Raw genomic sequence first — 15,283 nt, forward strand, 5'->3', positions numbered from 1 at the left:
GCGGCTCCTGGAACCGGAGGCGGACGCGGTCAGCGTCGGCCCCGAGTCCACCGGCTGGCTGGCCAACGTGTCGTTCCTGGTCGACCGGGAACAGGCCGAGACCTTCCTGGCGGCCGTGGAACGCGCCCGCCGGGACCTGCCGCACCTGGAGGTGCGGATCAACGGCCCGCTGCCGCCGTACAGCTTCGTGGAGCCCGGCCCCGCCGAGCCCGCGGGCACCGCGGCGGGCGGCGGGGCCGACACCGGAGCGGAGTGAGGGAAATGGGCCTGATCTCAGAGGTGCTGCTGCTGCCGTTCGCCCCGGTGCGCGGCAGCGCCTGGGCCGTCAGACAGGTACTCCAGGAGGCCGAGCGGATCTACTACGACCCGGCCACCGTACGGGCCGAACTGTCCCGGCTGGAGGAGCGGTTGGAGGCCGGCGAGATCACGGAGGAGGAGTTCGACGTCCAGGAGGACGCCCTCCTGGACCGGCTTGAGGAAGCTTCGCGCCACAGCGCGGGAACGGGCAACGGGACGACACCATGAATCGAGTGGGACTCGGCCTAGCGGTAGGGGCCGGCTATTTCCTGGGCCGCACCAAGAAACTGAAACTGGCGATCGCCGTGGGGACGGCGGTGGCCGGCAAGCGGATGAACCTCACCCCGCGCGGCATCGCCGACCTGGTCTCCACCCAGCTGCAGAACAACCCGCAGTTCAAGGAGATAGGCGACCAGCTCCGGCAGGACCTGCGCGGAGTGGGCAAGGCGGCCACGGGAGCCATGGTCGAGCGGCAGCTCGACGGTCTCGCCAGCCGGCTGCAGGACCGGACCTCCCAGGTCCGCGACCAGCTCTCGGGGGCCGCCTCCCGGGTGCCGGGCACCGGCGAGGACGACCGGGACGACCGGGACGACCGCGACGGGTACGACGAGGACGCGTCCGACGACGCGGACGACGACCGGGACGACCGGGACGAGCCCGAGCGGGACGCCGCCCCGCGCCGCGCCCGTACGGCGAAGAAGGCGCCGGCGAAGAAGGCCCCGGCCGGCGAGGGCGCGGCAGGGAAGACGGCCGCCAGGAAGACCGCCGCGAAGAAGACCGCCGGCAAGAAGGCGGCGCCCGCCCGCAAGACGGCGGAGAAGACGACGCAGGCGGCCCGGCGGACGGCCCGCGGCGGATCGCCGAAGGGAGGCGGTGAGCGATGAGCGACACCCTGGGTTCGGCGGCCTCCAAGGCGGGTGGCGCGGCCAAGCACAACCCGCTCGCCGACGTGGCCCGCAGCGAGGCCGCCGACCGGCTCAAGGAAGAGGTGCAGCAGTACCTCGCCGCCCAGGCCCAGCGCATGCTGGTCGGCGTCGGCCGCAAGCTCGGCGAGACCACGGTCAAGCTGAACGACATCGCCGACGGCAACAGCCCCGGCTTCGCCAAGCTCGCCCTGGAGGGCGGCCGCAAGATCGCCGAGGGCAAGGGCCCGATGCGCACCGCGGTGGAACTGGGCGCCGGCCGGCTGAAGGACAACGTGGTCGGCGCCTTCAAGAACCTCGGTGGCGGCAAGGGGCGGCGCAAGGGCGGCTCGGGCCAGAAGCCGACCGTCATCATCGAGTACGCCGACGTCGGCGTGCCCTTGCGCACCGCCTACGACCAGTGGACGCAGTACCAGGACTTCAGCACCTTCGCCAAGGGCGTCAAGAGCGCGAACCGCGCCGACGACACCAGCTCCGACTGGCAGCTGAAGGTCTTCTGGTCCAACCGCAGCTGGAAGGCGAAGACCACCGAACAGGTGCCGGACGACCGGATCTCCTGGACCTCGGAGGGCGCCAAGGGCACCACCAAGGGCGTCGTCTCCTTCCACGAGCTGGCGCCGAGCCTGACCCGGGTCATCGTGGTCGTCGAGTACTACCCCAAGGGCCTGTTCGAGAAGACCGGCAACATCTGGCGCGCCCAGGGCCGCCGGCTGCGGCTCGACCTCAAGAACTACGTCCGTTTCATCACCCTCAAGGGCGAGGCGGACGACGGCTGGCGCGGGGAGATCCGCGACGGTGAGGTCGTCCGCAGCCACGAGGACGCGGTCGCGGAGGAAGAGGCCGCGGAGTCGGAGACGGACACGGACGCCGAGCCGGACGGCCGGGAGCAGGAGGACGACCGGCAGGAGGACGACGGGACCGAGGACGCCGACGCGGAGGTCTACGACGAGGAGGAAGCGGAGGAGGACGGCTACGAGGAGGAGCCCCGGGAGGAGTACGACGAGGAGACCGGGGCCGAGGCGGAGGAGGAGCCCGAGGACGAGCCCGAGGACGCGTACGAAGAGGACGTGCCCGAGGACGAGTACGACACCGAGGCCGAGGACGAGGACGAGGTGGCCGAGGGCAAGGGCGACGGGGACGACGCGTACCGTGCGGAGGACGACGAGTACGCCGAGCACGGGGGCCGTCGATGACGACTGCCAGCCGTATGCCCGAACCCTTCGGCCAGGGGCAGGGCGCCAACCTCGCCGACATCCTGGAGCGGGTGCTGGACAAGGGCGTCGTCATCGCCGGCGACATCCGCATCAACCTGCTCGACATCGAGCTGCTCACCATCAAGCTGCGGCTCATCGTCGCCTCCGTCGACAAGCGAAAGAAATGGGCATCGACTGGTGGGAGAGCGACCCCGCGCTCTCCTCGAAACGCCAAGCACAAGGAACTCGCCCGGGAGAACCGGGAGCTGCGCGAGCGGCTGGCAGAGCTGGAATCGGCCCGCACCCCGCTGGAGCGGGGTGCGGGCCGCGCCCGGAGGGAGGACGAGTCGCCATGACCGGACTGCGGTACGTCTACGCCGTCTGCCGTCCCTTCGGCGCGGCCCTGCAGTCGCAGCTCACCGGGGTGGCGGGCGATCCGCCGCGAACACTGCGCCACCGCGGGCTGGTCGCCGTCGTCAGCCATGTCCCCGAGGCCGACTTCACCGAGGAGTCGCTCAAGGAACGCCTGGAGGACCTGGACTGGCTGGCGGCGACCGCCCGCGCCCACCAGCAGGTGATCGACGCGCTCACCGCCGTCACCACGCCGCTGCCGCTCCGGATGGCCACGGTCTTCCGGGACGACAGCGGCGTCCGCGTGATGATGGAGGAACGCGAGGGAGACTTCCTGCGCACCCTCGACCGGCTGGACGGCCGGGTGGAGTGGGGCGTCAAGGTGTACGTGGAGGAGTCCGCGGGGCAGGACGGGCGGGGCGGGCGGGAGCCGGCCGGGAAGCCCGCCTCGGGCCGTGAGTACCTGCTGCGGCGGCGCGCGCGGACCCGCGCGGGCGAGGAACTGTGGCAGCGGGCCGAGGAGTTCGCCGGCCGGCTCCACGGGACGCTGGCCGACCGCGCCGACGACGCCCGGCTGCACGCCCCGCAGAATCCCGCCCTCTCCGGCGCCACCGGACGCAATGTGCTCAACGCCGCCTATCTGGTGCGGCGGGACCTTTCCGAGGAATTCGTGGAACTCGTCGACCGCACCAAGGACGACGTCCCGGGAATTCGCGTCGAACTCACCGGGCCATGGGCCGCCTATTCCTTCGCCGGGGAAAATCCCGAGGAGGGTGCCGCATGACCGTCGTGGAACGCCGGGAGATCGCCCTGGTCGACCTGCTCGACCGGCTGCTGGCCGGCGGGGTCGTCCTCACCGGCGACATCACCCTGCGCATCGCCGACGTGGACCTGGTCCGCATCGACCTGAACGCGTTGATCAGCTCGGTCAACGCCGATGTTCCGTCGCCCTGGGAGGACTGACGTGAGCGAGCGGCACGGCCGGATCGAGTTCGAGCCGGACACCGTCGAGCGCGACCTGGTCAAGCTGGTGCTGACCGTGGTCGAGCTGTTGCGCCAGCTCATGGAGCGCCAGGCGCTGCGCCGCTTCGACCAGGGCGACCTCTCCGAGGACCAGGAGGAGCGCATCGGGCTCACCCTGATGCTGCTCGACGACCGCATGACCGAGCTGCGGGAGCGGTACGGACTGCGGCCCGAGGACCTCAATCTGGACCTCGGGCCGCTGGGACCGCTGCTGCCCCGGGAGTGAGCCTCCCGGGGCAGCAGCCCTTCATCTTCTTCTGTGGCCGCCGGTCACCACCGGTACCAGCGACCCCTGCCGCCTCCGGCCGTCGTCCCGCGGACCAGGAATCCCAGCAGCCACAGGACCAGCACGACCAGGGCGACCCACCAGAGCACCTTCAAGGCGAATCCGGCGCCGAAAAGGATAAGCGCGAGAAGCAGTACGAGCAGAAGCGGAACCATGATGTCGTTACCTCCTGACGTACTGGTGTCCCGGATTTATCGGATCAGGCTTCCTTTCTGCACAGAATTTCTCCGTGCAGTACACCGAACCACCCCTCGGGCCGCTTCCCCCAGTCCCGCCAGGCCGTCGCCGCGGCCGCCAGCTCGTCCTCGCTCGCGTGGCCGCCGCCGGTGGCCAGCTCCGCGTAGGAGGACGCCACCGTGCGGTCCGCCCACAGACCGCTCCACCAGGCCCGCTCCTCGGCGGTGGTGAACGTCCAGGTGCTGGAGGTGGCGCTGATGTCGGTGAAGCCCGCCGCCAGCGCCCACGCCTTCAGCCGGCGCCCCGCGTCCGGCTCACCGCCGCTCGCCCGCGCCACCCGCCGGTACAGCTCCAGCCAGGCGTCCAGGCCGGCCGACGCCGGGTACCAGGTCATGGCGCCGTAGTCGGCGTCCCGCACCGCGACGAACCCGGCGGGCCTGGTGACCCGCTTCATTTCGCGCAGCGCCGCCACCGGGTCGCCGACGTGCTGGAGCACCTGGTGGGCGTGGACCACGCAGAAGGTGTCGTCGGGGAAGTCCAGGGCGTGCACGTCCGCCACCGCGAAGTCGACGTTGGCCAGACCCCGCCCGGCGGCCGTCGCGCGCGCGGTGTCCAGGATCTCCGGGGCGCGGTCGACCCCGGTGACACGGCCGTCCGGGACCAGGGCCGCGAGGTCGGCGGTGATGGTGCCCGGACCGCAGCCGACGTCGAGGACGCGCATGTGCGGCTTCAGCGAACCGAGCAGGTACCCGGCGGAGTTGGCGGCGGTCCGCCAGGTGTGCGAGCGGAGCACGGACTCGTGGTGTCCGTGCGGATAGACGGCGGTCTCCTGCGGCCTCGGCATCATCGATCCCCTCTGCGACGCCCGACGGCGTCCGACCGGCTCACCGTACGCCCGTCGCCCGCATCATGAGACATGAGTCTCTCTATGTGGTATGACGGGCCATCAGTCACCAGGCAGCGGGCGGTACACCGTCAGCGCCTCGGGGAGCTTCTCCACCGTCACATCACCCTCGGTCTCGGTGACCTCGCCGTCGTAGGCGAGCAGCGTGCCCGGCGCGACGCCCTTCAGCCGCAGCCTCGGCACCTGCACCGCCGCGTGCGCGGGGGAGCGGGTCAGCGGTCCGGCGAAGGCCGCCGACAGCAGCCGCAGCGCGGGCCGGCTGCCGCCGTGCACCACCCGGACGTCGAGCCGCCCGTCCGCCAGGTCGAGCCGCCGGCCCGGCGCCAGCCCCATGCGGTGGTAGGTGCCGTTGCCCGCGAACAGCATCCACAGCGGCCGGGTACGGCCCCCCACCTCGGCGCGGAGCGGATGCCGGTCGGCGCGCAGCACCCGCACCGCCGCCAGCAGCCCGGCCGGCCAGCCGCCGATCCGGTGCGACCAGCGCTCCCGCTCCCGCACCAGCTCCGGGTACACCCCCAGGCTGAAGGTGTTGAGGAAGATGCCGCTCAGCCCGCCCGAGGTGAACCGGCCCACGTCCACCCGCACGCCCTCGCCCTGCTCCAGCGCCCGGGACAGCGCCCGGACGTCCTCGACACCCAGGTCGTAGGCGAAGTGGTTGAGGGTGCCGCCGGGCAGCACCGCCAGCGGCAGCCCGTGCCGCAGGGCGACCCCGGCCGCCGCGTTCACCGTGCCGTCGCCGCCGCACACGCCGAGCACCCGGGCGCGGCCGGCGGCCTTCTCCAGCTCGGCGGGGACCTCGGCCGGCTCCGCCTCGATCACCTCGGCCAGCGGCAGCGCGTCGCACAGCGCCCGCACCCGCTCCGAGGTGCCCGAGCCCAGGTTGGCGACCATCACCAGGCCCTCGCCGCCGGACAGCGCGGGCACCTGGGCTACCGGCCGGGCCGGCGGTGTGAGCTGGGCCCGGGTGGGCACCAGACCTCTGACCGCGAACGCCGCCCCCGCGCCGAGTGCCGCCCCGGCCAGCACGTCGCTCGGGAAGTGGACGCCGGTGTAGACCCGGGAGAGGGCGACCGCCGCGGCCACCGGCGCCACGGCCGCGCCCCACGCGGGGGACTCCAGCGCCACGCCGGTGGCGAAGGCGGCGGCCGAGGCGGCGTGCCCGGACGGGAACGAGGTCGTGATCGGCTGCCGTTTCAGCTGCCGCACCAGCGGTACCGGGTCCAGGACCGGCCGGGCGCGGCGCACCGAGCGCTTGCCGACGGTGTTGATGGTGAGCGAGGCCACGCCCAGCGAGGCGATGCCGCGGACGGCGGCCCGCCGGGCCCGGGGCGTGCGGGACGCGGCCACCGCCGCGGCGGCGGCGAACCAGAGCGCCCCGTGGTTGGCGCTGCGGCTGAGCCGGGGCAGCACCCGGTCGCCGCCGGGCCAGTGCCGGGCGGCGACCGCCGCGAACAGCCGGTGGTCGAGATCCAGGAAACCCTTGCGCAGCGGATGCGGTCCGGGCAGCGGGACGGTGAGGTCTACGTCGGGGCTCATGCCTCCCGCCTACCCTTCGGGCGGCCTTTCCTGCCGCCCCGGAAATGCGGTTGCCCGACCGGGGGCTGCACCAGGGACAATCACCCCCATGGGCCACCTCGAAGCAGCGCACCTGGAGTACCACCTGCCCGACGGGAGGACGCTCCTCGGCGACGTCTCCTTCCGGGTGGGGGAGGGCGCCGTCGTCGCCCTCGTCGGCCCCAACGGCGCGGGCAAGACCACTCTGCTGCGGCTGCTCTCCGGCGAGCTGAAGCCGCACGAGGGCACCGTCACCGTCAGCGGCGGACTCGGCGTGATGCGCCAGTTCGTCGGCTCCGTACGGGACGACACGACCGTCCGCGACCTGCTCGTCTCCGTCGCCCCGCCGCGCATCCGGGACGCCGCCCGCGCGGTCGACGCCGCCGAGCACGCCGTCATGACCGTCGACGACGAGGCCGCGCAGATGCGGTACGCGCAGGCCCTCTCCGACTGGGCGGAGGCGCGCGGCTACGAGGCGGAGACGCTGTGGGACATGTGCACCACCGCCGCGCTGGGCGTGCCGTACGAGAAGGCGCAGTGGCGGCGGGCGAGCACCCTCTCCGGCGGCGAGCAGAAACGCCTCGTCCTGGAGGCGCTGCTGCGTGGCACCGACCAGGTGCTCTTGCTGGACGAGCCGGACAACTACCTCGACGTCCCCGGCAAGCGCTGGCTGGAGCAGCGGCTCGCGGAGACCCGCAAGACCGTCCTGTTCGTCTCCCACGACCGGGAGCTGCTGGCCCGCGCCGCCGAGCGGATCGTCTCCCTGGAGCCGGGCCCGGCCGGCGCCGACGCCTGGGTGCACGGCGGCTCCTTCGCCACGTACCACGACGCCCGCCGCGAGCGCTTCGCCCGCTTCGAGGAACTGCGCCGCCGCTGGGACGAGAAGCACGCCCAGCTGAAGAGGCTGGTCGTCAACCTGCGGCAGGCCGCCTCGGTCAGCCACGAGATGGCCTCCCGCTACCACGCCGCGCAGACCCGGCTGCGCAAGTTCGAGGAGGCCGGACCGCCGCCCGAGCCGCCGCGTGAGCAGGACATCACGATGCGCCTCAAGGGCGGCCGTACCGGCGTACGCGCCGTCACCTGCGAAAAGCTGGAACTGACCGGCCTGATGAAACCCTTCGACCTGGAGGTCTTCTACGGCGAACGGGTCGCCGTCCTCGGCTCCAACGGCTCCGGCAAGTCCCACTTCCTGCGCCTGCTGGCCGGCGAGGACGTGCCGCACACCGGGCACGTCAAGCTCGGGGCGCGGGTCGTCGCCGGGCACTTCGCGCAGACCCACGCCCACCCCGAACTGCTCGGCCGGACCCTCCTGGACATCCTCTGGGAGGAGCACGCCCAGGACCGGGGCGCCGCCATGTCCCGGCTGCGCCGCTACGAGCTGACCGGCCAGGCCGAGCAGACCTTCGACCGGCTCTCCGGCGGCCAGCAGGCCCGGTTCCAGATCCTCCTGCTGGAGGTGCGGGGCGTCACCGCCCTGCTCCTGGACGAGCCCACCGACAACCTCGACCTGGAGTCCGCCGAGGCGCTCCAGGAGGGCCTGGAATCCTTCGACGGCACGGTCCTCGCGGTCACCCACGACCGCTGGTTCGCCCGCTCCTTCGACCGCTACCTGGTCTTCGGCAGCGACGGCCGGGTCCGGGAGACACCGGAGCCGGTCTGGGACGAGCGCCGCGTCGAGCGGGCGCGCTGACTCACCTCCAGCGCAGCAGCGCGCCGAGGCCGCCGACCGGCGTGTCCTGGCGGTCCTCCGTGTCCGGCAGCGCCGGCAGCACCGAGATCGCCGGGGCGCCGGTCATCACGGCCGAGCGCAGCAGCGCGTCGTCGGCGCGGGCGGCCCAGGAGTTCTGCTCGCCGAGCGTCTTCAGCTCGGTGCGCCGCACCGCGAGCTGGTCGGCGTCCTCACCGATCCACACCTCGCGGTGGGTGTCCGGCCCGTCCGGGATGACCAGCAGTTCGTCGATACGGTGCTCCCGCGCGGCCTCCACCAGCGCCGGCACGCCCTCCGCCGCGGCGGCCCGGCCCTCGCCGTCCGGGGCGCGGGCGGACAGGAACCGGTCCAGGTCCCGCTGGGCGCGCGCCGTGACGTGCTCCTCGCGCAGCCGCCGCACCTCCTCGTCGAGGAGCCGGCTGCCGGTGCCGTGCGCGGCCTGCACGACCCGGTCCTTCAGCCGGGCCGGCATCCGCTCGTGCACGGCGCGGCACTCGCGGCCGTCCCCGACCAGGATCAGCAGGTCGGCGCCGGTCTCCTCCTGGCACACGGCGAGCGCGTCGGCGATCTCCGCGGCGTTGTGCTCCCAGGTGTTCTCCACCCGGAGCTGGAAGTGCCGCTCGGACCAGTCGGCGGAGCTGGTGCGGTGCACCGGCCACTGCCGGCCGGTCACCCCGCCCGCGTCCGCCTCGCCCAGCGCGGAGCGCAGCTCGAAGTCGGCGCCCTTGCGGTCGATGTACGCCACCACGCACACCGCGTCCTCGCCGGCCAGTTCCAGCAGCGGCGACACCCGCGGCAGCGGCGCCCAGTGCGCGGTGGTGCCGGCCCGCGGGGGGCGGGCCAGCGGGGTGTCCAGGACGACCTGGCCGCCGTGCGCGAACAGCGCCCGTCCGTGCGGGTCGGTGGCGTGCCGCAGGCTCTCCATGCCCTCCCGCACGGCCCGGCGGGTCGCCTCGTCGGCGCCCTGCCGCTCCAGTTCCCGGTCGACCTCGGCGGCCGTCAGCCCACGGGCGTGCGCGGTGTCCTCGGCGTGCCGGGACAGATCGACGTACACGGAGGCCCAGGGGCCCTGGCGTTCGTAGAGGGGGTGCAGAAAGGCGAGATCCATGAGTACCTCCCGGATACCGCTCGGGGGTGGTGGTTCACGGGGCGGGTACCCGGACCGCATGAACGAACACGACACGCGGGACGGCGCCATGACCGGAGTGGACCCGGGCCGCCTGGACGACCAGCAGCTCATGAAGGAGCTGGAGACCATCCACCGCACGCGCCACGACACCCTGCTCCACGGCTCGGACGACGCGCTGCGGGCCCACAACGAGCGGATGGCGCAGCTGGAGGGCGAATGGCTGCGCCGCAACCCGCGCCGCCCGGTCGCCGCGGGCCGCACCCGCGAGGGCGCCCGGGAGCGGGTGGGCGGGGAGGCGGCCACGCCCGGAACACCCGCCACGTGACGGGAGGGGCGGTGCCCGGACCACGCGGTCCGCGCACCGCCCCTCCCGGTTCCGGCCGGTCCTGGCTCAGCCGCCGGCCTTGGCGAACTCCGCCAGGAAGGTCTCGCAGAACGCCTTCAGGTCGTCCGGCTTGCGGCTGGTGACCAGCGTGCTGGGCCCGCCGTCGCAGACCTTGACCTGCTCGTCCACCCAGGTGCCGCCCGCGTTGCGGATGTCCGTGCGCAGGCTCGGCCAGGAGGTCAGCGTCCGGCCGCGCAGGACGTCCGCCTCGACCAGCGTCCACGGGGCGTGGCAGATCGCCGCGACCGGTCGCCCCTGGGTGAAGAAGTCCTTCACGAAGGCGACCGCCCGCTCGTCCATGCGCAGGAAGTCCGGGTTGGCCACGCCGCCGGGCAGCACCAGACCGCCGAAGGAGTCGGCGGAGGTCTCGCCGGTCACCTCGTCCACGGGGAAGGTGTCCGCCTTGTCCAGGTGGTTGAAGGCCTGGATCTCGCCGGACTGCGTCGACACCAGCACCGGCTCGTGCCCGGCGTCCTTCGCCGCCTGCCACGGCTCGGTCAGCTCGACCTGCTCCACGCCCTCGGGCGCGGTCAGAAACGCGATACGCATGCGGGTTCCTCGTCCTTTCGTTCTGTTCTGTGTCACTCTCCGGCCCCGGCCCGCATCAGGTCGCCGAGGCTCACCAGGCCGACCGGCAGGCCCTGCTCCACGACCGGCAGCCGGCTCACCGCCCGCTCCCGCATCAGCGAGAGCGCGTCCGCGGCCGGCAGGTCCGGGGCGACCACCAGCGGGTCGCGGGAGCACACGGCGCCGGCGCCCACCGTGAGCGGGTCGATGCCCTCGGCCACCGCCCGCACCGTGATGTCCCGGTCGGTGAGCACCCCGACCACGCGCTGCCCGTCGGCCACCACGACATCGCCGATGCCCTGGTCCCGCATCAGCCGCGCCGCCTCGGCCAGCGAGGCGTCCGGCCGTACGGCGACCACGCCCGGGGTCATCACGTCCTTCACGTACGTGCCCGTCCGCCCGGTCATGGCGCGGCGGTCACGCCCCGGCGGAGCCGGGCGGCCCGGTGAGGGCCTCGGCCAGCTCCTGGACGGTGGTGTAGTGCGCCTCGTGCGGCAGTCCCTCGACCCGCTCGACCAGGGCGTCGGGCGCGTGGCCGCGCCGCAGCCCCCGGGCCAGTTCCCGGGGACCGGCGGGGAAGGCCCCGCGGGTCAGGTTCCGGGCCAGCTCCAGCCGGAGCGACTCCAGCGAGGACGGCGCGCGGCTCGGCGTCACCGGGCCGTACGCCACCTCCGGGTCGTCCTCGGCGATCGGCTCGGGGTCGTGCCACTCCTCGGTGCGGGTGGGGTGTCCGGACCGCAGCAGGCCCTGCAGTTCGTGCTTCATCTCGTCGTCGCGGTGGGCGCTCAGCCGGTCGCTGCCTCGCTGCATGTCTCCCTCCAGATCCTTCAGGGTGGCCACCGCGTACCCGGCCAGCGCGGGGCGACACGGATTACGTCCGCCGGTTCCGGCCCGTTTCGTCCCGGGCCGCTCCGCTCCGGCCGCGTGCCGCCGGTTTGCTCCCCGGGCAGCGGGAACCCGGCTCCTTGCCCCCCCGCGCCCACCCTCCTCCGGAAGGACGGCAGGACCATGGCGGTGCTGCTCGCTGTGCTCATCCCGGTCCTCATGCTCGGCGTGGTCCTGGCGCTCGGGCGGTACGAGGAACTCCTGCTGCCGGCCGCCGAACCGGCACCCGACGCTCCCGTCGCCCCCGTCGCGCCCGACCTCGTCCCCGTCCCCGTGCCCGGTGAGGAACTTCCCACGGCGGCGTGACGCGGGCGCGCGGGGCCCTCCGCGAGACGACACAGGAGGTGGGCGCCATGTCCCGCACCATCACCGTCGGTCTGGACGGTTCGGCGGAGAGCCGGGCCGCCGCGGACTGGGCGGCCCGCGAGGCGGCCCTGCGCGAGCTGCCGGTCCGTCTGGTGCACGTCTGGGAACCGGTGCCCGAGCCGATGGCGGCGCCCCCGGCCGGCAGCCGGGAGGACCTCGTACGGGAGGCCGCCGAGAGGCTGCGCCTCGCCCACCCCGGCATACCGGTCACCGCCGAGCAGCGCGCCGGCACGGCCGTGGCGGAACTCGTCGGCGCCGCCCGCGACGCCGACCTGCTCGTCCTCGGCTCCCGCGCCCTGAGCGGGCTGCGGGGCTTCCTGGTCGGCTCGGTCGGCCAGGCCGTCATCGCCCGCACCACGGCGCCCGTGGTCGTGGTGCGCGCCGGGGAGCGGGCCGCCGACGAGCACCTCCCGGACCCGGCGGGCACGCCGTCCGCGGCCACCGCGTTCCGGCCGGTCGTGCTGGGCCTGGACACCGGCCGGCCCGGCGGCACGCCGCTCGCCTTCGCCTTCGAGGAGGCCCGGCGCCGGGACGCCGCCCTGCACGTGGTCCACGGTGGCGACCTCGCGCCGTACCACGGGTACGGACTGGACGCCGGGGCCCGCCCCTCCGACGACCTCGCCCGGCGGCGGGCCGCCCGCCTCGGCGAGGTGCTGCGGCCCTGGCGGGAGCGGTACCCCGGGGTGGAGGTCGTCGAGACGTCCCGCACCGGCAGCCCCGCGGACCGCCTGCTGGACGCCGCCCGGGACGCCTCCCTGCTGGTCGTCGGCCGCCGGGTCCGGCACCGCCCGGTCGGCGCGCACATCGGGTCCGTCACCCACGCGGTGCTGCACCACGCGACGGTGCCGGTCGCGGTGGTCGCCCACGACTGACGCCGCGCCGCGACCGCGACAGGCCCCCCGTTAGCGCAGCGGGTCCCCACTGCCGTAGGGGGCGTACAGGTCGAGGAGGCGGACCCGGGCGGTGTGCAGCCGGTGGGCGACCACCCGGCCGGCCCAGAGGGCCACCGCCCGGCCGAACGCGGGGTCCTCGGCGCACAGCGCCCGTACCGCGTCCGCGTCGAACCGCCACGCCCGTACCGGGCTCATCGCCTCGGCGCCCAGCTGCCACCGGTACGGCGCGAACTGCCAGGACCAGCCGACCAGTTCGCCGTGGCCGAGCGACTCGATGACGGCGGCCCGGCGGCCGGGGACGCGCAGGTCCAGCGTCACCGTCCCGGTCCGCACGATCCAGAACCGGTCGGCGGGCCCGCCTTCCTCGAACAGGCGCGTGCCCGCCTCGACGGACACCGTGCGGCCGAGCCGCATCAGCCGTTCGCGGTGCTCGGCCGGGAGTGCGGAGGTCAGGGTGGTGGGGGAGGCCATCTCTCGGTTCCTTCCGTTCCGCTGCGGCGTCCGCGACGGGGGCCGCTGCCGCCCAGTCTGGAACCGAGGGACGTCGCCGGGGACGGGCCGCACGGCCCTGCCCCAGGGCCGACCGGCCCTCGGCGCGGGGGAGGCGGGGATGCGCTACCGTCCCGGCCATGCGCATACGCAAGACGGGGACGGTCCTGGGCGGACTCGCGCTCGGGGCACTGCTGTCGGCCGCCGCCTGGCAGGCCGCCGGGACGCCGCCGGTATCCCTTCTCGCATATGGCTGCGGCGACGCGGAGGACCGGCTCGGCGACGCCCTGGCGGGGGAGCCCGTGCTGGCCACCGCTCCCGACGGTGCCCGCGTCAAGGAGTCGTACCGGAGCTGCGACGACGACGACCTCTTCGTGGTCGCCGGGACGTCCTACGCCTACGACGGCACCCGGGGCACCGCCCTGGCCCACCTCCGCGCGGACGCCGCGGCCCAGGGCTGGCGCGACGGCGCGGGGACCTGCCTCACCAAGCGGGTCGGCGGCACGACCGCGTACCTGACCCTGGAAGGCCCGGACGACGGCACCCTGTGGGTCGAACTCGTCGCGGACCGCGACAACTCCGACTGGTGCTGACCCGGCCTACGCCGGGGCCGTGACCGCCCAGGCCGCCTCGATCATCCGGAACAGCTCGTCCACCGCGGCATCGGGATCGGCCGCCTGCCGGGCCAGCGCATGCGCCTCGACCACGGACCGCGCGATCGCCCGGCAGGCCGTCGCGGACCGCCCCCGGCCGGGACCGGCCGCGAGGGCCGCCGCCAGCGCCTCCGAGTGCCGCAGCCGCATCGACTCCTCATAGCTCCGCAGTGCGGGCGACGCGTCGATCATGCGCCACACCGGGGCGGCGCCGGGGGTCGCGCAGTGCTGGACCAGGGCGTGGACCTCCCGGCGCAGATCGGGCAGGAACGGCTCGTCCGGTGCCCGGCCGGCGACCGCCCCCGCGAGGCGGTGCTCGAAGTCCGCGTCCCGCTCGAAGACCAGGGCCTCCTTCGAGGCGAAGTGGGAGAAGAGCGTGGTGACCGCCACGTCCGCCGCCGCGGCCACCTCACGGATGCCGACCGCGTCGTACCCCTGCTCCAGGAAGAGCCGCAGGGCGGTGTCGGCGATCTTCTGGCGGGTCGCGGCCTTCTTGCGCTCGCGGCGTCCGGTGGGCACGGTCATGCCGCGATGCTATCAATGACGAAACAGGAACCGGTATGAAAAGCTAACGGTTAGTGTTACGTTCTCCGGCATGAGAAAAGTGAGCTTCGCCGAGTTCGGCGGTCCGGACGTGCTGCGCGTCATCGAGGCCGAGGAACCCCGCCCGGGCCCGGGCCGCATCCGCGTCGCCGTGCGGGCGGCGGGCGTGAACCCCGTCGACTGGCGGATCCGCGAGGGCCAGAAGCTCTCGGCCCGTCCGGTCGAGCTGCCCTCGGGCGTGGGGCTTGACGCCGCCGGCGTCGTGGACGAGATCGGGGAGGGCGTCGAAGGGGTCGCGGTCGGCGACCACGTCTTCGGCAAGGGCATCGACACCTACGCCGAGTACGCCGTGCTGACGGCCTGGGCGCCGATGCCCGAGGGACTCACCTTCGAGGAGGCGGCCGGCTACCCCTCCGTCACCGAGACCGCGCTGCGCGTCCTGCGCGAGTGCGAGGTGCGGCCGGGGCAGACCCTGCTGGTCAGCGGCGCGTCCGGGGGAGTGGGGTCGGCGGTGCTTCAGATAGCCCGCGACCGCGGCGTCACGGTGATCGGCACGGCCGGCCCGGCCAACCAGGATTACCTGCGCGGCCTCGGCGCCCTCGCCACCACCTACGGCGAGGGCTGGACCGAGCGGGTGCGCCGCCTCGGCCGCGTCGACGCCGCGCTCGACCTGGCCGGTTCCGGCGTGATCCGCGACCTCGTCGAGCTGACCGGCGACCCGCGGAAGGTGGTCTCCATCGCGGACCTCGGGGCGCCTGGACTGGGGGTCCGCTTCTCCGGCACGGCCGGCAGCGTGCCGGACGCGCTGGCCGAGGCCGCCGCCCTCGTCGCACGCGGGAAACTGCGCATTCCCGTAGAGCGCACCTATCCGCTCACCGGGGCGGCCGCGGCCCACATCGACAGCCGGGCCGGGCACGCCCGGGGGCGCCGGGTCATCGTGCCCTGACCCGCGCTGCC

Annotated in this window: 22 protein-coding genes and 1 pseudogene; 14 read left to right on the top strand and 9 right to left on the bottom strand. The window is 74.1% G+C overall.

Annotated elements, in window-relative coordinates:
• From Sdagh_RS22405 to Sdagh_RS22440, 8 genes and pseudogenes are all read left to right on the top strand, one after another.
• The coding region (locus tag Sdagh_RS22405; RefSeq protein WP_226534801.1) for a GvpL/GvpF family gas vesicle protein at window positions 1-256 on the top strand (256 nt) is incomplete at its 5' end.
• 5 nt (window positions 257-261) lie between these two features.
• Entirely contained in the window at window positions 262-525 is a 264-nt protein-coding gene (locus tag Sdagh_RS22410; protein ID WP_189418163.1) for a gas vesicle protein GvpG, read from the top strand.
• Entirely contained in the window at window positions 522-1,181 is a 660-nt protein-coding gene (locus Sdagh_RS22415; protein ID WP_190077180.1) for a DNA primase, read from the top strand. Before Sdagh_RS22410 ends, Sdagh_RS22415 begins: the two co-directional genes overlap by 4 nt.
• Window positions 1,178-2,413: an SRPBCC family protein gene (locus tag Sdagh_RS22420; protein WP_190010547.1), complete on the top strand. Its 1,236-nt coding sequence runs from the start codon at window positions 1,178-1,180 to the stop codon at window positions 2,411-2,413. The genes Sdagh_RS22415 and Sdagh_RS22420 overlap by 4 nt, the downstream gene beginning before the upstream one ends.
• A pseudogene (locus tag Sdagh_RS22425) lies at window positions 2,410-2,769 on the top strand (gas vesicle protein). Before Sdagh_RS22420 ends, Sdagh_RS22425 begins: the two are co-directional and overlap by 4 nt.
• Window positions 2,766-3,548 (top strand): GvpL/GvpF family gas vesicle protein, encoded by a 783-nt coding sequence (locus tag Sdagh_RS22430; protein WP_189418172.1) that lies wholly within the window; start codon window positions 2,766-2,768, stop codon window positions 3,546-3,548. The pseudogene Sdagh_RS22425 and the gene Sdagh_RS22430 overlap by 4 nt, the downstream one beginning before the upstream one ends.
• Window positions 3,545-3,727 carry a gas vesicle protein gene (locus Sdagh_RS22435; RefSeq protein ID WP_189418174.1) on the top strand — a complete coding sequence of 61 codons (183 nt, stop codon included), beginning with the start codon at window positions 3,545-3,547 and terminating at the stop codon, window positions 3,725-3,727. Before Sdagh_RS22430 ends, Sdagh_RS22435 begins: the two co-directional genes overlap by 4 nt.
• On the top strand, window positions 3,702-4,013 hold the full coding sequence (locus Sdagh_RS22440; RefSeq protein ID WP_189418176.1) for a gas vesicle protein K: 312 nt from the start codon (window positions 3,702-3,704) through the stop codon (window positions 4,011-4,013). The genes Sdagh_RS22435 and Sdagh_RS22440 overlap by 26 nt, the downstream gene beginning before the upstream one ends.
• Before the next feature lie 44 nt (window positions 4,014-4,057).
• Here the strand turns inward: Sdagh_RS22440 and Sdagh_RS22445 are convergent, their stop codons facing one another.
• The 3 genes from Sdagh_RS22445 to Sdagh_RS22455 form a co-directional block, all read right to left on the bottom strand.
• Entirely contained in the window at window positions 4,058-4,228 is a 171-nt protein-coding gene (locus Sdagh_RS22445; protein WP_189418178.1) for a hydrophobic protein, read from the bottom strand.
• A 44-nt stretch (window positions 4,229-4,272) separates the two neighbouring features.
• Window positions 4,273-5,094 carry a methyltransferase domain-containing protein gene (locus tag Sdagh_RS22450; RefSeq protein WP_189418550.1) on the bottom strand — a complete coding sequence of 274 codons (822 nt, stop codon included), beginning with the start codon at window positions 5,092-5,094 and terminating at the stop codon, window positions 4,273-4,275.
• A 102-nt stretch (window positions 5,095-5,196) separates the two neighbouring features.
• Window positions 5,197-6,690 carry a bifunctional phosphatase PAP2/diacylglycerol kinase family protein gene (locus tag Sdagh_RS22455; protein WP_189418181.1) on the bottom strand — a complete coding sequence of 498 codons (1,494 nt, stop codon included), beginning with the start codon at window positions 6,688-6,690 and terminating at the stop codon, window positions 5,197-5,199.
• Window positions 6,691-6,778: 88 nt separating this feature from the next.
• On the opposite strand from Sdagh_RS22455, the gene Sdagh_RS22460 reads away from it, so the two are divergent.
• Window positions 6,779-8,398: an ABC-F family ATP-binding cassette domain-containing protein gene (locus tag Sdagh_RS22460; RefSeq protein WP_190010542.1), complete on the top strand. Its 1,620-nt coding sequence runs from the start codon at window positions 6,779-6,781 to the stop codon at window positions 8,396-8,398.
• A 1-nt stretch (window position 8,399) separates the two neighbouring features.
• Here the strand turns inward: Sdagh_RS22460 and Sdagh_RS22465 are convergent, their stop codons facing one another.
• Entirely contained in the window at window positions 8,400-9,524 is a 1,125-nt protein-coding gene (locus Sdagh_RS22465; RefSeq protein ID WP_189418185.1) for a baeRF2 domain-containing protein, read from the bottom strand.
• A 58-nt stretch (window positions 9,525-9,582) separates the two neighbouring features.
• Here Sdagh_RS22465 and Sdagh_RS22470 point away from each other — a divergent pair, with 58 nt between their 5' ends.
• Window positions 9,583-9,870, top strand: a complete 288-nt coding sequence (locus tag Sdagh_RS22470; RefSeq protein ID WP_189418187.1) for a DUF6158 family protein — start codon at window positions 9,583-9,585, stop codon at window positions 9,868-9,870.
• A gap of 66 nt (window positions 9,871-9,936) precedes the next feature.
• On the opposite strand, the gene Sdagh_RS22475 is transcribed toward Sdagh_RS22470, so the two are convergent.
• From Sdagh_RS22475 to Sdagh_RS22485, 3 genes are read right to left on the bottom strand one after another with little or no spacing between them, the layout of a single operon-like run.
• Complete coding sequence (locus Sdagh_RS22475) at window positions 9,937-10,479, bottom strand: type 1 glutamine amidotransferase domain-containing protein (protein WP_189418189.1); 543 nt, start codon at window positions 10,477-10,479, stop codon at window positions 9,937-9,939.
• Between the two features lie 32 nt (window positions 10,480-10,511).
• Window positions 10,512-10,904, bottom strand: a complete 393-nt coding sequence (locus tag Sdagh_RS22480) for a CBS domain-containing protein (RefSeq protein WP_190077179.1) — start codon at window positions 10,902-10,904, stop codon at window positions 10,512-10,514.
• A gap of 10 nt (window positions 10,905-10,914) precedes the next feature.
• Complete coding sequence (locus Sdagh_RS22485) at window positions 10,915-11,307, bottom strand: DUF2795 domain-containing protein (RefSeq protein ID WP_189418194.1); 393 nt, start codon at window positions 11,305-11,307, stop codon at window positions 10,915-10,917.
• A gap of 198 nt (window positions 11,308-11,505) precedes the next feature.
• Here Sdagh_RS22485 and Sdagh_RS22490 point away from each other — a divergent pair, with 198 nt between their 5' ends.
• Both Sdagh_RS22490 and Sdagh_RS22495 read left to right on the top strand, forming a co-directional pair.
• Window positions 11,506-11,688, top strand: coding sequence for a hypothetical protein (locus Sdagh_RS22490; RefSeq protein ID WP_189418199.1), 183 nt, complete (start codon window positions 11,506-11,508; stop codon window positions 11,686-11,688).
• 47 nt (window positions 11,689-11,735) lie between these two features.
• Window positions 11,736-12,620, top strand: coding sequence for a universal stress protein (locus Sdagh_RS22495; protein WP_190077178.1), 885 nt, complete (start codon window positions 11,736-11,738; stop codon window positions 12,618-12,620).
• Window positions 12,621-12,650: 30 nt separating this feature from the next.
• Here the strand turns inward: Sdagh_RS22495 and Sdagh_RS22500 are convergent, their stop codons facing one another.
• Window positions 12,651-13,112 carry a cyclic nucleotide-binding domain-containing protein gene (locus Sdagh_RS22500; RefSeq protein ID WP_190077177.1) on the bottom strand — a complete coding sequence of 154 codons (462 nt, stop codon included), beginning with the start codon at window positions 13,110-13,112 and terminating at the stop codon, window positions 12,651-12,653.
• Between the two features lie 158 nt (window positions 13,113-13,270).
• On the opposite strand from Sdagh_RS22500, the gene Sdagh_RS22505 reads away from it, so the two are divergent.
• Window positions 13,271-13,723: a hypothetical protein gene (locus Sdagh_RS22505; RefSeq protein ID WP_226535579.1), complete on the top strand. Its 453-nt coding sequence runs from the start codon at window positions 13,271-13,273 to the stop codon at window positions 13,721-13,723.
• Window positions 13,724-13,729: 6 nt separating this feature from the next.
• Here the strand turns inward: Sdagh_RS22505 and Sdagh_RS22510 are convergent, their stop codons facing one another.
• Window positions 13,730-14,308: a TetR/AcrR family transcriptional regulator gene (locus Sdagh_RS22510; RefSeq protein ID WP_190077176.1), complete on the bottom strand. Its 579-nt coding sequence runs from the start codon at window positions 14,306-14,308 to the stop codon at window positions 13,730-13,732.
• Between the two features lie 70 nt (window positions 14,309-14,378).
• On the opposite strand from Sdagh_RS22510, the gene Sdagh_RS22515 reads away from it, so the two are divergent.
• The gene (locus Sdagh_RS22515; RefSeq protein ID WP_189418208.1) at window positions 14,379-15,272 is read left to right on the top strand and encodes an NADP-dependent oxidoreductase; all 894 of its coding nucleotides are present in this window, start codon (window positions 14,379-14,381) and stop codon (window positions 15,270-15,272) included.
• Window positions 15,273-15,283 lie beyond the last annotated feature (11 nt).

Source organism: Streptomyces daghestanicus (assembly GCF_020521275.1).
GTDB classification, from domain to species: domain Bacteria; phylum Actinomycetota; class Actinomycetes; order Streptomycetales; family Streptomycetaceae; genus Streptomyces; species Streptomyces griseoviridis.

Excerpts from the sequence above, each read along its gene's own strand:
- Sdagh_RS22420 (WP_190010547.1), top strand. The coding sequence starts at position 1,178 with ATGAGCGACACCCTGGGTTCGGCGGCCTCCAAGGCGGGTGGCGCGGCC.
- Sdagh_RS22415 (WP_190077180.1), top strand. The coding sequence starts at position 522 with ATGAATCGAGTGGGACTCGGCCTAGCGGTAGGGGCCGGCTATTTCCTG.
- Sdagh_RS22465 (WP_189418185.1), bottom strand. The coding sequence starts at position 9,524 with ATGGATCTCGCCTTTCTGCACCCCCTCTACGAACGCCAGGGCCCCTGG.
- Sdagh_RS22490 (WP_189418199.1), top strand. The coding sequence starts at position 11,506 with ATGGCGGTGCTGCTCGCTGTGCTCATCCCGGTCCTCATGCTCGGCGTG.
- Sdagh_RS22485 (WP_189418194.1), bottom strand. The coding sequence starts at position 11,307 with ATGCAGCGAGGCAGCGACCGGCTGAGCGCCCACCGCGACGACGAGATG.
- Sdagh_RS22470 (WP_189418187.1), top strand. The coding sequence starts at position 9,583 with ATGAACGAACACGACACGCGGGACGGCGCCATGACCGGAGTGGACCCG.
- Sdagh_RS22505 (WP_226535579.1), top strand. The coding sequence starts at position 13,271 with ATGCGCATACGCAAGACGGGGACGGTCCTGGGCGGACTCGCGCTCGGG.
- Sdagh_RS22475 (WP_189418189.1), bottom strand. The coding sequence starts at position 10,479 with ATGCGTATCGCGTTTCTGACCGCGCCCGAGGGCGTGGAGCAGGTCGAG.
- Sdagh_RS22445 (WP_189418178.1), bottom strand. The coding sequence starts at position 4,228 with ATGGTTCCGCTTCTGCTCGTACTGCTTCTCGCGCTTATCCTTTTCGGC.
- Sdagh_RS22435 (WP_189418174.1), top strand. The coding sequence starts at position 3,545 with ATGACCGTCGTGGAACGCCGGGAGATCGCCCTGGTCGACCTGCTCGAC.
- Sdagh_RS22480 (WP_190077179.1), bottom strand. The coding sequence starts at position 10,904 with ATGACCGGGCGGACGGGCACGTACGTGAAGGACGTGATGACCCCGGGC.
- Sdagh_RS22410 (WP_189418163.1), top strand. The coding sequence starts at position 262 with ATGGGCCTGATCTCAGAGGTGCTGCTGCTGCCGTTCGCCCCGGTGCGC.
- Sdagh_RS22495 (WP_190077178.1), top strand. The coding sequence starts at position 11,736 with ATGTCCCGCACCATCACCGTCGGTCTGGACGGTTCGGCGGAGAGCCGG.
- Sdagh_RS22510 (WP_190077176.1), bottom strand. The coding sequence starts at position 14,308 with ATGACCGTGCCCACCGGACGCCGCGAGCGCAAGAAGGCCGCGACCCGC.
- Sdagh_RS22515 (WP_189418208.1), top strand. The coding sequence starts at position 14,379 with ATGAGAAAAGTGAGCTTCGCCGAGTTCGGCGGTCCGGACGTGCTGCGC.
- Sdagh_RS22500 (WP_190077177.1), bottom strand. The coding sequence starts at position 13,112 with ATGGCCTCCCCCACCACCCTGACCTCCGCACTCCCGGCCGAGCACCGC.
- Sdagh_RS22455 (WP_189418181.1), bottom strand. The coding sequence starts at position 6,690 with ATGAGCCCCGACGTAGACCTCACCGTCCCGCTGCCCGGACCGCATCCG.
- Sdagh_RS22440 (WP_189418176.1), top strand. The coding sequence starts at position 3,702 with ATGTTCCGTCGCCCTGGGAGGACTGACGTGAGCGAGCGGCACGGCCGG.
- Sdagh_RS22430 (WP_189418172.1), top strand. The coding sequence starts at position 2,766 with ATGACCGGACTGCGGTACGTCTACGCCGTCTGCCGTCCCTTCGGCGCG.
- Sdagh_RS22460 (WP_190010542.1), top strand. The coding sequence starts at position 6,779 with ATGGGCCACCTCGAAGCAGCGCACCTGGAGTACCACCTGCCCGACGGG.
- Sdagh_RS22450 (WP_189418550.1), bottom strand. The coding sequence starts at position 5,094 with ATGCCGAGGCCGCAGGAGACCGCCGTCTATCCGCACGGACACCACGAG.